Below are 13,021 nucleotides of genomic sequence, written 5' to 3' on the forward strand. Positions count from 1 at the left end.
TAACTAATACGTTCAGTTAACGATTTGATGGCCATGCCCCCTGCATTTTCCTTAATTGAATAATTTGGCCAGTATGATAAGCATCGTGAAGCATAATATCCAGTAACTTACCCTCAAGTGAATTTTGTTCAAGTTCTTTTTCAGAAATTGCACTTAATACCTGTCTTAAATTACATTGAGCATTTTCAGAACGTTCAACGACCTCCTTCCATTCCTTATCACCATTAGATTGCTTAGTAAGATAAAAGGTTTCATCACCGTCGAGATTATGTGTCCATTCACGGCCTTCCAAGTTTGCAGCAAGTCTCTCTTTGTAATAAATAAGATGATTAACGTTCTCCCAAATGGTTTTCATTCCCTCTCCAGATGGTTTCCACATAGCCTGTTCGGCTGTAAGTCCTTCTATAGCATGTTTAAACGGTGCATACCAACTCTCTTTATCGAATGTTGAATCTAGTGCGTTTAATAACACGTCAACTCGTTTCAAAGTAATTTCCTCCCTAAATAGTTAAAGTTTCAATAAAATCCTTATAACTCTGTAGAGATTCTACATTTTCAAATAAACTTCCTCCTAATCTTATTCCACAAACAAGTCCAATTATAGAATAGGATTACTCATATTTTTTCACTTTACATGTAGAATAACGGACAAAAAAGAAGAGGCGTTCGCAAACAGCCTCTTCCATCTATTTCGGAAGTTCAACCCGAACAGTCGTCCCTTCCCCTTTCGTACTATACACCGAAACTGCCCCTTTATGCAGTTCAACAATTTTCTGCACGATTGATAATCCTAAGCCACTACCTTCTACATTTCTTGCCCTTGCCGTATCTACTTTATAGAAACGATCAAAAATACGATCCATTTCTTCTTTTTCCATACCGATTCCGTTATCGGATATAGAGATTATAACGCTAGACTCTAACTCTTCGACAAAAAACTCAACCGTCCCACCATCATTTGAAAACTTAATGCTATTCGTAAAAATATTACTCCATACTTGATGAAGTAAATTTTCATCACCTTGTATTGTAATGTCTGGTACATCAAATTCAACGGCAATATCTTTTTCACGCCATTTCCATTCGAGCATAAAAATGACGTCTTTAATTTGCTTTTGTAGATTGAATTCTTTTATTTGTAATACTTTTTCTTCTTTATCTAAAGAAGCTAGCGTAAGTAACTGTTTACATAAACTAGACATTCGCTTACTTTCGCCCTCGATAATTTGTAAGTAATGGTTTCTTTCTTCTTCACTCATCTTTTCTGTTTGCAATGTTTTCGAAAATCCTTGTATGGAAGAAAGCGGCGATTGAAATTCATGCGAAACGTTCGAAACGAATTCTTGTCTCATTTCATCTAATTCTTTTATACTTTTCGTCATCTTTTGGAAGCTTGTAGATAACGTTCCTATTTCATCTTTTCGTTTTACGTCTAATTCAATTTCATATTCGCCACTTGCAATTTTTTGCGTAGCTTTCGTAAATTTACGAATTGGGCGAACGATATATCCTGCTGCAATCGCAATAAAAATAATACTTAATAACACGATAAAACCAAGTAAAACCGCTAAGAAAATTCGCATTTCACCAAATTGCTGCTGAATATCAGGACGAATAAATAAGGCGTACTGTTTATCACCGTGTTTTAACGGTACACCGACACTATTAATTAATTCATTATCGAAGAATCCTGTAATAAAGAGCCTCGTTGGATATGTGGAAACACCATTAAACGTTTCCCCCTGCAACACTTTACGAACCGTATCATCACTTATCGTTATTTTACGAAACGCGTTGCCGATACGCTTTCCATTCATTTGGTCGTCTACAATATAAATTTCATATCCTAACTTCGCAATAGATTGTAAATAATCATATTTATTTTCTTCACTTTGCTTTTCATATAACGATTTAACTTCCTCAGCATAGTTTAAAATCTTTTCACTATTATACGGTTTTAGCTTCACTTGATAATATACATTCGTTAATAAAAAACCGATAATACTACTAAGAAGCATAATACCTACTGTCATAAAAACGAATCTAGAATATAGTGATTTCATTTTATTTCAACTCCAACTTATAGCCGAGTCCGCGCACTGTCGTAATTTGAAAATCATCTGTTCGTTTTGAAAAACGGTCTCTAAGACGTTTTACATGAACATCAACTGTTCGTTCGTCCCCTTCAAAATCCATTCCCCATACTAACTCAATTAATTCTTCTCTTGAAAATGTTCTTCCAGGATAACTAGCAAGTTGTGACAATAGCTCAAATTCCTTAAGCGGAAGCAAAATCGTTTGCCCGTTACACTTTACTTCAACACCTTTACGATCAATTGTCGTTCCATGGAGTGTAATAATGTCAGCACTCAACATTTGATAACGGCGCAATAAAGCTTTCATCCGGAAAATCACTTCAGCTGGTTCAAATGGTTTTACGATATAATCGTCCGTACCAGAAATGAATCCTTTTTCTTTATCGACTAATTGATCTTTTGCGGTTAATAAAATAACAGGTATATCATGATACTTCCGAATTTCTTCACATAACGTATAGCCATCAACAAACGGCATCATAATGTCTACAATTGCTAAATGAATATTTTCCTTCTCTAAAACGTCTTGCGCTACCTTTCCATCTTCCGCTTCAAAAACTTTAAACCCCTCTTTTTGTAAATGGTAATGTAATAACTCTCTAATATGCTTGTCATCATCAGCTAATAAAATATGTATCATCTTCATTAAACCCTCTCTTGTTCATCCTTCTACATCCTTACATTAAGAAACAATTGGATTTTTTGCAAGAAAAAGAAAAACGAAATGCTATCTGTTTTTTTGGAATAAGAATGGCGGAAATTCTTTTCTGTCACAAAATTTATAAAGTTTTGGTCGATTGAAGAACGTTGCGGAAACAGTCGGTATTCAAATGAATAAATAATTTAAAGAAAAGAATTTCACTTTTCTTATGATTGGTCAACTGCTTTATTCTTCTTATAATTTTGTGGTGTACTACGGTGTATTAATACGTGGTCTAATACTTTTTTAGTAAGTGACATAAAGAAATTGAGTAATAGCCCACCTAAGCAAACGGTGAATACAGTTCCAACACCAATTGGTCCATGTAAAATCGTTGCCATCATCAAGAATATAAGGTAAATAAGGGTTCGTGAGAAAAAGATATTGGTTCTAGTTAATTCTTGTATGATTAAGGTTAATCGATCAATTGGAATGGGAGCAAAATTTGTCTGTAAATATAGCGCAGTTCCAAATCCTGTCATAACTAAGCCAATTCCAAAATAAATCATTTTACCATACCATATTTCAGGTGTAATTAAACTACGTAATAAAAATAGCCACATATCAATACCAATACCTGTTATGAATGCTGTTAACAACCCTAGTACCTCTGGTCTTTGTCTTTTTAAAATCGAATTACAACATATCAATAATAAAGCTATTATTATTTCCCAACTTCCCACAGTAAGCCCCACATTTAAAGAAAATCCTACTAAAAGCGCATCAAAAGGGGAAGTTCCAATATCTGATTGTATTGTGAAAGAAATACCAAGGGTTAATATTAAAATTCCTAATACATAAAAAACATACTTCATTTTAATCAACCTCTTCCCCTTTATTTTTGTTGCATTTACAATAAAAGTATTTTATATTTAATGTAACTTTAAATTGTTGCATTTGCAATAAAAACAAACGATAAGGAGTTCATTATGAAGGAAATTCTTCGTGAAATTGGAATGATTGCAAGGGCATTAGATTCTATTAGCAATATAGAATTTAAAGAATATGAGCTTACAAAAGGTCAGTATTTGTACCTTGTGCGAATATGTGAAAACCCAGGAATCATTCAAGAAAAGCTATCTGAGATGATAAAAGTAGATCGTACAACAGCAGCCCGTGCTATCAAAAAGCTTGAAATCAATGGATTTATTGAAAAGAAAGAAGATTCATCTAACAAAAAAATCAAAAAACTTTTCCCGACAGAAAAAGGGGAAAATGTCTATCCTTTTATTAAGAGAGAAAATGATTATTCCAATACTGTTGCATTAGAGGGCTTTTCCGAAACAGAAGCGGCAACTATTTCTAATCTCCTTCAAAGAGTAAGAAAGAATATAGAAAAAGATTGGGAATTCGTAAAAAAAGGAAATAAGAGAAATTATTGATTATATAAAGGAGAGAACTATTTAAATGACTACACATATAGAAAAATGCACCCTTGAAGATATACACAAACTTCATGAAATTAGTTATGAAACATTTAATGAGACATTTAAACATCAAAATTCACCAGAAAATATGAATAACTATTTGAAAAAGGCATTTAACTTGAAACAATTAGAAAAAGAATTATCCAATATCTCTTCTCAATTCTTTTTTGTCTACTTTAACAATGAAATCTCTGGATATTTAAAGATCAATACCGATAATGCTCAGTCTGAAGAAATGGGCGATGAATCACTTGAAGTCGAGAGAATTTATATAAAGGGCTTATTTCAAAAACATGGTCTTGGTAAATATTTACTAAATTATGCTTTTGAAATTGCAATAAAACATAATAAAAAGAATATCTGGCTAGGCGTATGGGAGAAAAATGAAAATGCTATTGCTTTTTATAAGAAATTAGGGTTTGTACAAGCTGGATCTCACTCCTTTTATATGGGGGATGAGGAGCAAATTGATCTTATAATGATCAAAACACTCATATAACTTTTTTGAAAGGTAGGTTATTATGTATATTCCAAAGCATTTTAAGGTCACAAATGTTGATGAGATTTGGGATTTTGTTCAAAAAAACTCTTTTGGAACAATCGTCACAACAAAAAAAGAGAAACCAATTGCAACTCATTTGCCTTTTGGGTTAACTAAAAATGGTGATGATTATTTTATTACTGGACATATGGCTTATGGGAACCCCCAGTGGAGAACATTTGAAACCTGTGAAGGTGTTCTTGTCATGTTTCAAGGGCCGCACTCTTACATCTCTTCTTCTTGGTATGAACATGAAGAAGTTCCAACATGGAATTATCAAGCCGTCCATATATATGGTAAAGCAAGTATTTTAGATAAAGAAGAATTAATAGATGAATTAACAACAATGCTGAAAAAATATGAAGAGCATCGTGAAAATCCAGTATTATGGGATAAACTTTCCCCTGCCCTCTTAGAAAATGAACTGAAAGGCATAGTTGGATTTAAAATTAAGGTAGGAGATATTCAGGCTGCATATAAATTAAGTCAAAATCGAAATGAAATGGATTATATTAATATTATTGATAAGTTGCATGATGAAGGAAATCCAGATGCGAAACAAATGGCGGAACTCATGGGGAGTAGATTAAGAAAGCACATATAATCTATTGTTATTCAACTCTCACATTTCAAAATTAAAGAACAGACTGGAGCGTTCTATCGGTAGTTTTTCTTTAGAATGTAAAAGATTGAACTTAAAGTGAATGAGGTTTAATTGTAAATATAGATCTATTAAAGAAGAATCTATTTCGAAAAAAGATTATTCGAAATAGATTCTTCTATTTTAGTATTAAGATTATTTTAACAAAAACCAATTTCTAACTCTTATTAAGCCTTAGAAATATCAACAAATCCTTCTCCGAACACATCACGAACATCGTGTATAGCGATGAACGCAGCCGGATCTGTAGTTTGAACAATCCGTTTTAGCTTCACTACTTCTTGCTTATTAATAACAACATAAAGAATTTCCTTCGGAGTTTTCGTGTAATAGCCATGACCTGAGTACACAGTAACCCCTCTGCCCATTAAGGTAGTTACCTTCCCGGCAATTTCATTCGGGTTATCAGAAATAATCGTAATGGCTTTCTTCGGATTTAAACCTTCAATTACAAACTCCATCACTTTCGTTGCTACATATAGCATAATAATTGTTATCATCAGTTTTTCTGCACCAATGATGAAATAAGATGAAAACGCAACAATTAAATCGAAGAACAGTAAACCATAGCTAATGCTCCATCCTAAATATTTATGCGTCATCCTTGCTAAGATAGTAGTACCTGCAGTTGTTCCGCCAACGCGAATAATAAGGCCAATCCCGCACCCAATAAATATTCCTCCGAAAATGGCATTTACGAGCATTTCATCAGAAGCAATCGTCCAACCTTCTGTTAAATGAAGAAATAGCGAGTTCGTAACTACAGCGATAATCGTATAAATTGTTGTGATCTTGTTTAAAAATTTATAACCAGCTATTAACAAAATCGCATTTAAAATTAAGTTGACTAAACCTGGTGACCACTCAAATAAATAGTACGTAATAATCGTGATACCTGTTACCCCGCCCTCACCAAACTCGTTCGGGATAACAAACAAATTGACACCTAACGCAAAAAGAAATGCACCAATAATAATAAAAATAATGTCTGTCGTTCTTTTTTTCATACAGTACCTCACTTCTTATGTAAATATTTATTCTGTCATAAACTCTCACCATTATATCGTGGAATATTCAAATCGAACAGTGGTTTATTTTTATTTTAATATAGGGTAATAAATCAACTTTATCCTATATCCACATGTAATTTAAAAAGTAAAATAACTGTATTTATTATGTACTACAAATAAAGTTTTGATTTCACATGCAGTTCACCCTAAAAATGTATATGAACACTCTCACTCGCACAAACTTCAAATACAAAGCAAATAGGCGAAGCTATAGAATAGACTTCGCACCAAGCGTGTAATCATAGAGATTTATATGAGATTTTATATTCATAAATTCCAGAAATAAATTTACTTATCTTTCTCCATATATTCTTTAATCTTTCGTTCTTCCCACTCTTTTCCGAATATCCCAAATGGAAAAGTCGTCAATCCGTGTATAACGATACCAATCCCCCAACCTGCAAGTGGATATAAAAACCATAATTTACTTGAATCAGAACTTATATTTATAATAAAAAGCATTAAGTTCACTAGTATATAAACCGTTAAATGAATGTAAAATGCTTTTAAATTCTCCATTCTTTTTTTAGCTCGTAAATAAACATCATCTCGCTCCACCCTTAAACACCTCTTTCAATATTGTATTTTTAACCTTCGCTCCAGTGTTAACATCATATTCTAATCGGAAATCCAGTATTCTCAAAAAAACATAAAACAAAAAAGTACCCATCGAATTATCATACATATGATGATTCGATGGGTACTGCATGATACATTTGTTATTTACAAGCGTCTAATTAAGACCAAATCCAAACATCATCATTATTTTCAACGTCGCTCTTTACCTCATGAACTTTTTCAATGTTGTCCGTTGTGTTCCAGTTAATAGAACTTCCGCCCCAGCCTACATATTTCATATCAATTTTTACTTTCTCACCTGTATGAAATACTTGTCCCTTCGTTAAGAAAACGTCAATACTATCTTTCTTCCCATTTAGTGATGGATACTCAACTACGACATACTTAGTAGAACCGTCTCCCTCATCTTCCATCGTTCCTATTTTTGATACTTCGCCAATTACATAATCAGGTGAGCCATCTTCTTTCATGTGCATACCTAACTTGTTTGTTGTATTTTCAACTGCAGTTGCAACCATATATTCTGTAAAATTACGCATCATAGATCCAGTCGCTTTTACTTCGTCTCCTACTTTCACATTTGAAAGTGAATCCATATACACACTAACAGGCTCCTCATATTGCTTAGATTTCACAACAATCACACCATTATCCACTTCTACTACTCGTCCTTCTAACGTCGAGAAATTCGATTCAATAGAAGCCGCACTCGCTTTCGTTACTTCTAATCCTGGTACATTCGTTCCTGATAATGCTGCGATCCCTAAAGCACCTGCTAAAATTATTTTTTTCATACCCATATGTAACCTCTCCATTCATGATGATTTTATTTGTTTGATTGGCTAAGACCAACCTGTAATCATTATAGTTACAGGTTGTAAAAATAACAACCACTTTTCTCATGCAATGTTGCATACTGTAATTTTTAAATATAAATCGATTATTCCTATATTCAACACTACTGCTAAATTCTTGAATATCAGCAGGTAAACGGATTGATGATGAAGAAACTAATGTCATGCATCATATTTTTCAATGCTACGGTTTGTATAATCGTAGTTCATTACATTATGTAGGGGCGGAATTCATATGTTAATAAAACCAAAAAGATTACAGCCAGGAGATATCGTAGCAACAGTAAGTGCTTCATGGGGAGGAGCGGGTGATTCTAAGCTAAGATGGCGTTATGAGCAAGGAGTAAAGAGATTAGAAGACGTATTCGGGCTTACAGTTATCCCAATGCCAAATAGTTTAAAAGGTAGCGAATACCTTTATAACAATCCAGGGGCTCGTGCGGAAGATTTAATGACAGCATTTAAAGATACGCGTGTTAAAGCAATTATTACGAATATTGGTGGCGAAGATAGTATCCGTTTACTACCTTATATTGATTTTAATGTGATACGCGAAAATCCGAAAATCTTTATGGGGTACTCTGACGATACCGTTTCACATTTATTTTGTCATAAAGCAGGAATTTCCTCTTTTTACGGTCCAGCAATCTTAACCGATTTTGCTGAAAATATAGAGATGGATTCATATACGATTGAAACAGTGAATCGAACTCTCTTTTCAAATGAGATTATTGGTGAAATTCAACCAGCTAACGAATGGACGAGTGAGCGTTTAGAATGGATAGAAATAAATAAGGATACAATACGTACGATGCAGCAAAACAACGGATATGAGGTCCTTCAAGGATCTAGGACTGTACGAGGGCGTTTAATTGGTGGTTGTATTGAAGTATTGGAATTCGTAAAAGGAACGGAACTTTGGCCTGAGAAAAAGCATTGGGAGAATAGTATTCTATTCTTTGAAACATCTGAAGAACATCCAGAACCAAATTATATAAAATATTGGTTGCGAAATTATGCAGCGCAAGGCATTCTGCAAAAAGCAAAGGGAATCATCTTCGGTAAACCGAAAGACGAAACATATTATGAAGAATATAAACAGGCAATACTTAAGATTATGAAGGAAAATAATTTAGAAGATTTGCCGATTCTTTATAATTTAAATTTTGGCCATACTGAACCGAAGTTTATTTTACCTTACGGTGCGATGGCAGAAATTGATTGTGAAAATGGATCTTTCTCTATTTTGGAAAGTGGAGTGGAGTGAAACTTTCAATAAGTAAAGCCATAAGTTTTATAATTATGTTTTCCTGATCCTAGCGTATTTTTATTTTATTAGCTTGATAGCGATATGGCAGGACTCAAATCAATAAAAACACTCCTATGAGATATGACTGTGAATTGTTACTTTTTAAATGATATTGAGATTACTTATCTAATGATAAAGGAGGATTTACGTGTATGGAAGTAACATTTACAGTAAGGAAATGGGATGAAAAACCAATTGATGATACTAGAAAAGATTTCCCTATTAATATTGCCCATGTTGAATATGATATTGATGGGGAATTAAAAGGAAAAGCTTTTGTTGAATACTTATTATATTATTTAGACTCAAATATAAATGATGGTCACTTGGCTACTGCTAAAATTTCTGGATTTTTACACTTTGAAGGAATTTATAAGGGGCAACAAGGAACATTTACAGCTATAGAGCAAGGAATATTTGATAAAGGAAATTTAGATTCCCCAGGAACAATTATTAAAGCTACCGGTAACTTAGAAAGTCTGAGAGGGTCCTATAACTATCAGTTTACAGGTCAAACCAGTAAACTAATTTTAGAATTTGAAATTTAGCAAAATACCCTATAATTTAGTGGAAAGGACATTTCTTGTAATACTAAGAATGTCCTTTTTATTGACGAGCTTATTCAACTATTTTCTAATCGTTAAGAAAAGAACAGAGTATAATACATAAAATTTTCGTTATGGGTAGGAATTAAAACTCTAAGCCTGAGAGGCATGGGCCCCCACTTATTCATTACTTCTCCTACCAATTAAAGAATAATCCCTGAAAAACTCCCCTTCAATACTTCTTTTTCAAGTTGATTCATACATGTAAACATCGCAATAATCTTCGTACGATTTTTTTCATCGGGTTCAAATTTTTCAATTGTTACGTCACATCGAATCGTATCCCCACTAAAAACGGGACGTAAAAATTCAAAATCCATCTTGCGAGCTAATACGTTATAATCACCGCCAACTTTCGTAGGCAGAGTTGATGTTAAAAGTCCTTGTACAACAAATCGCCCTTGTTCATCAGGTGTAACATGATGAACTCCCTCATCCTTAGATACCTCTGTAAATAAAACAACATCTTCTCTTGTAAACGTTCGCTCAAAGGTGATTTTTTCGCCTACTTGCAATTTCATTGATACCCCTCCTCGAAAACACTTTTAAAATAAGAAAAACCGAAACTAAAAATCATTTCGGTTTTTCAAAACAAAAGAAGTCTATATTTATCCCGCATTAACGGTCAGTAAGACTCCCGAATGCGAGAAACCTAGGTGGCAGATAACTGCCCGTAAATACCCGATTGGTGAGAGCTAATAATCAGTGGGGATGGACAAAACCCCCACTGATTAAAGTTTCACTTTACTTTAACGAATGAACAAACAACCCGCTACGCAGTTTCGGCTCAAACCACGTTGATTTTGGCGGCATGACTTCCCCAGCGTCTGCGATTGCTAATAAATCTTCCATTGACGTTGGATATAATGAGAACGCTGCTTTATATGCACCGCTGTTCACAAGGCGCTCTAGTTCTTCTAACCCGCGTATTCCGCCTACAAAATCGACGCGTGAATCAGATCGCGGATCATGTATTTCAAGTACTTGGCTTAATAGATGGTCTTGCAGAATAGACACATCTAAACCTTTCACAAGATCGTTCGCATCAAACGTTTCCTCTTTCACAGTGAGCTTATACCACTTCTCGTTTATATACATACCAAATGTTTTCGGCTCATTCGGTTTATACGGAGAAACATTTGCTTCTTCTACATAAAAATACTGCGTAATTTGCTTTAAAAACTGTTCCTCTGATAAGCCGTTTAAATCTTTCACAACTCGGTTATAGTCCCAAATTGATAATTCATCGTGAGAGAATAGAACGGATAAGAAGAAATTAAATTCCTCTTCTCCTGTATAATTCGGATTTTGTTCTCTTCGCATAAGTCCTACTTTTGCTGCTGATGCAGAGCGATGATGTCCATCTGCAATGTACAAGTTCGGAATATCTTCAAATGCGTTTATTAAAGTGGCAATTACACCTTCATCTGCAACCTTCCAAGCAACATGCTCAACGCCATCTTCTGCTGTAAATGTATAAATTGGCGCATGTTCTTCTTTCCAGCTGCTAATGAAACGTTTCACTTCATCTTTTGTACGGTACGTTAAAAAGATAGGGCCCGTATTTGCATCACACACATCAACGTGACGGATGCGATCTAATTCTTTTTCATGACGCGTTCTTTCGTGTTTTTTAATTGTATCATCATCATACTCATCAATAGATGTACAAACGACAAGTCCTGACTGCGTTCTTCCTTGCATCGTCAGCTCATAAATGTATAATGCTGGCTCCTCATCTTGAATGAACACTTCTTCTCGTATAAATTGCTTTAAATTTTCACCCGCTTTTTCATATACGCGATCATCGTACGGTGAAAGTGCCGGATCTAAATCGATTTCTGCTTTATCAACGTGTAAGAAAGAATACGGATTGCCTTTTACAACTTCTCTTGCCTCTTCACTATTTAATACGTCATACGGTAAAGCCGCAACTTGTGCTGCTTTTTCTTCTACTGGACGAATGGCCCGAAACGGTCGGATTTTTGCCAACTTCCTCTCTCCTTTACACAATCATTCGAACGGCTACAACACCTGAAATTTTGCTTATATTTTCCACAACATTCTCTTTAATTATATCATCAATTCCGTTATCAATATCAATCATTGTATACGCCCAAGAATGTTTACTACGATTAATCATATCCGCAATATTTATATGATGTTCTGCTAAACATCCTGTAATTTGTCCTACCATGTTCGGAACGTTTTGATGCATAATTGTAATACGTTTCTTTCCGATATACGGAAGTTCTACGTTAGGATAGTTGACTGAATTACGAATATTTCCTGTCTCTAAATATTCACGTAATTGACGTGCAGCCATTACTGCACAATTTTCTTCCGATTCAGATGTAGATGCACCAAGATGGGGCGTCGCTGTTACATTTTTCATCTTAATCACATTTTCATTCGGGAAATCCGTTACGTAATGTGTAATAACATCTTCTTCTAACGCTTTTTGAAGAACATTTTCATCTACAAGTTCCCCTCTTGAGAAATTGAATAGACGCATTCCTTTTTTCATCGTCTCTATAGCATGTTCACCAATAATCCCCTTCGTTTGATTCGTAAGAGGAATATGAAGTGTAATATAATCACACGTTGCAAAAATTTCATCTAAGCTAAACGCTCTTTGCACATGTGTAGAAAGGCGCCAAGCTGTTTCAACTGAAATGTAAGGATCATATCCGACAACGTCCATTCCTAAAGCTAGCGCATCATTCGCGACTAAAGCACCAATTGCACCAAGGCCAATAACCCCTAGACGTTTCCCCGCAATTTCTGATCCAACAAATTGTTTTTTCCCTGATTCAACAAGCTGAGGTACTTCTTCACCCTCTAGATTTTTCGTCCAGCTTACTCCATTAATAATGTTACGTGAAGACATAATAAGACTTGCGATAATAAGTTCCTTTACGGCATTCGCATTAGCCCCTGGCGTGTTAAATACTACAATCCCCTTTTCCGTACATCGATCGACAGGAATATTATTTACACCCGCACCAGCTCTTGCAATCGCCTTTAAATCTTTTGAAAACTCTTCTTGATGTAAAGAATAGCTGCGAAGTAAAATGCCGTCTGGATGATCCATTCTATCCCCTACTTCATAGCGCTCTCCGCCAAGAACTTGCAAACCTTTTTCTGCAATTTGATTTAACGTTTGAACACGAAACATA

General features: G+C 34.6%; 15 protein-coding genes. 5 read left to right on the forward strand and 10 right to left on the reverse strand.

Going from position 1 to position 13,021, the window contains the following annotated elements; translation table 11 throughout:
- Positions 1–16 precede the first annotated feature (16 nt).
- The 4 genes from JDS95_RS00280 to JDS95_RS00295 form a co-directional block, all read right to left on the reverse strand.
- Positions 17–487 carry a DinB family protein gene (locus JDS95_RS00280; RefSeq protein WP_000831965.1) on the reverse strand — a complete coding sequence of 157 codons (471 nt, stop codon included), beginning with the start codon at positions 485–487 and terminating at the stop codon, positions 17–19.
- A gap of 199 nt (positions 488–686) precedes the next feature.
- Entirely contained in the window at positions 687–2,063 is a 1,377-nt protein-coding gene (locus JDS95_RS00285; protein WP_000839535.1) for a sensor histidine kinase, read from the reverse strand.
- Between the two features lies 1 nt (position 2,064).
- On the reverse strand, positions 2,065–2,742 hold the full coding sequence (locus JDS95_RS00290; protein WP_000781961.1) for a response regulator transcription factor: 678 nt from the start codon (positions 2,740–2,742) through the stop codon (positions 2,065–2,067).
- Between the two features lie 221 nt (positions 2,743–2,963).
- Positions 2,964–3,611, reverse strand: coding sequence for a YczE/YyaS/YitT family protein (locus tag JDS95_RS00295; RefSeq protein ID WP_002044068.1), 648 nt, complete (start codon positions 3,609–3,611; stop codon positions 2,964–2,966).
- A gap of 114 nt (positions 3,612–3,725) precedes the next feature.
- Here JDS95_RS00295 and JDS95_RS00300 point away from each other — a divergent pair, with 114 nt between their 5' ends.
- Genes JDS95_RS00300 through JDS95_RS00310 form a run of 3 tightly spaced genes read left to right on the forward strand, consistent with a single transcriptional unit; the run spans position 3,726 to position 5,368 of the window.
- Positions 3,726–4,178, forward strand: a complete 453-nt coding sequence (locus tag JDS95_RS00300) for a MarR family winged helix-turn-helix transcriptional regulator (protein WP_000658989.1) — start codon at positions 3,726–3,728, stop codon at positions 4,176–4,178.
- 25 nt (positions 4,179–4,203) lie between these two features.
- On the forward strand, positions 4,204–4,722 hold the full coding sequence (gene paiA, locus JDS95_RS00305) for a spermidine/spermine N(1)-acetyltransferase (RefSeq protein WP_139823499.1): 519 nt from the start codon (positions 4,204–4,206) through the stop codon (positions 4,720–4,722).
- 22 nt (positions 4,723–4,744) lie between these two features.
- The gene (locus tag JDS95_RS00310; RefSeq protein WP_199690129.1) at positions 4,745–5,368 is read left to right on the forward strand and encodes an FMN-binding negative transcriptional regulator; all 624 of its coding nucleotides are present in this window, start codon (positions 4,745–4,747) and stop codon (positions 5,366–5,368) included.
- 224 nt (positions 5,369–5,592) lie between these two features.
- Here JDS95_RS00310 and JDS95_RS00315 read toward each other — a convergent pair whose 3' ends face one another.
- The 3 genes from JDS95_RS00315 to JDS95_RS00325 all read right to left on the reverse strand — a co-directional run bounded on the left by JDS95_RS00315 (position 5,593) and on the right by JDS95_RS00325 (position 7,874).
- On the reverse strand, positions 5,593–6,432 hold the full coding sequence (locus tag JDS95_RS00315) for a YitT family protein (RefSeq protein WP_000747488.1): 840 nt from the start codon (positions 6,430–6,432) through the stop codon (positions 5,593–5,595).
- 351 nt (positions 6,433–6,783) lie between these two features.
- On the reverse strand, positions 6,784–7,053 hold the full coding sequence (locus JDS95_RS00320) for a 2TM domain-containing protein (RefSeq protein WP_000438987.1): 270 nt from the start codon (positions 7,051–7,053) through the stop codon (positions 6,784–6,786).
- A gap of 179 nt (positions 7,054–7,232) precedes the next feature.
- The gene (locus JDS95_RS00325; protein WP_000525500.1) at positions 7,233–7,874 is read right to left on the reverse strand and encodes a F0F1 ATP synthase subunit alpha; all 642 of its coding nucleotides are present in this window, start codon (positions 7,872–7,874) and stop codon (positions 7,233–7,235) included.
- Positions 7,875–8,163: 289 nt separating this feature from the next.
- On the opposite strand from JDS95_RS00325, the gene JDS95_RS00330 reads away from it, so the two are divergent.
- Both JDS95_RS00330 and JDS95_RS00335 read left to right on the forward strand, forming a co-directional pair.
- Positions 8,164–9,195 carry a S66 family peptidase gene (locus JDS95_RS00330; RefSeq protein WP_000905870.1) on the forward strand — a complete coding sequence of 344 codons (1,032 nt, stop codon included), beginning with the start codon at positions 8,164–8,166 and terminating at the stop codon, positions 9,193–9,195.
- Positions 9,196–9,389: 194 nt separating this feature from the next.
- Positions 9,390–9,785: a DUF3224 domain-containing protein gene (locus tag JDS95_RS00335; RefSeq protein WP_000454076.1), complete on the forward strand. Its 396-nt coding sequence runs from the start codon at positions 9,390–9,392 to the stop codon at positions 9,783–9,785.
- Positions 9,786–9,985: 200 nt separating this feature from the next.
- Here JDS95_RS00335 and JDS95_RS00340 read toward each other — a convergent pair whose 3' ends face one another.
- From JDS95_RS00340 to JDS95_RS00350, 3 genes are all read right to left on the reverse strand, one after another.
- The gene (locus tag JDS95_RS00340) at positions 9,986–10,363 is read right to left on the reverse strand and encodes a hotdog family protein (protein ID WP_000776365.1); all 378 of its coding nucleotides are present in this window, start codon (positions 10,361–10,363) and stop codon (positions 9,986–9,988) included.
- 223 nt (positions 10,364–10,586) lie between these two features.
- On the reverse strand, positions 10,587–11,834 hold the full coding sequence (locus JDS95_RS00345; RefSeq protein WP_085450372.1) for a DUF1015 domain-containing protein: 1,248 nt from the start codon (positions 11,832–11,834) through the stop codon (positions 10,587–10,589).
- A gap of 13 nt (positions 11,835–11,847) precedes the next feature.
- Entirely contained in the window at positions 11,848–13,020 is a 1,173-nt protein-coding gene (locus JDS95_RS00350; protein ID WP_000490241.1) for a 3-phosphoglycerate dehydrogenase family protein, read from the reverse strand.
- Position 13,021: the final 1 nt, after the last annotated feature.

The organism is Bacillus cereus group sp. N24, assembly GCF_016483345.1.
GTDB classification, from domain to species: domain Bacteria; phylum Bacillota; class Bacilli; order Bacillales; family Bacillaceae_G; genus Bacillus_A; species Bacillus_A toyonensis.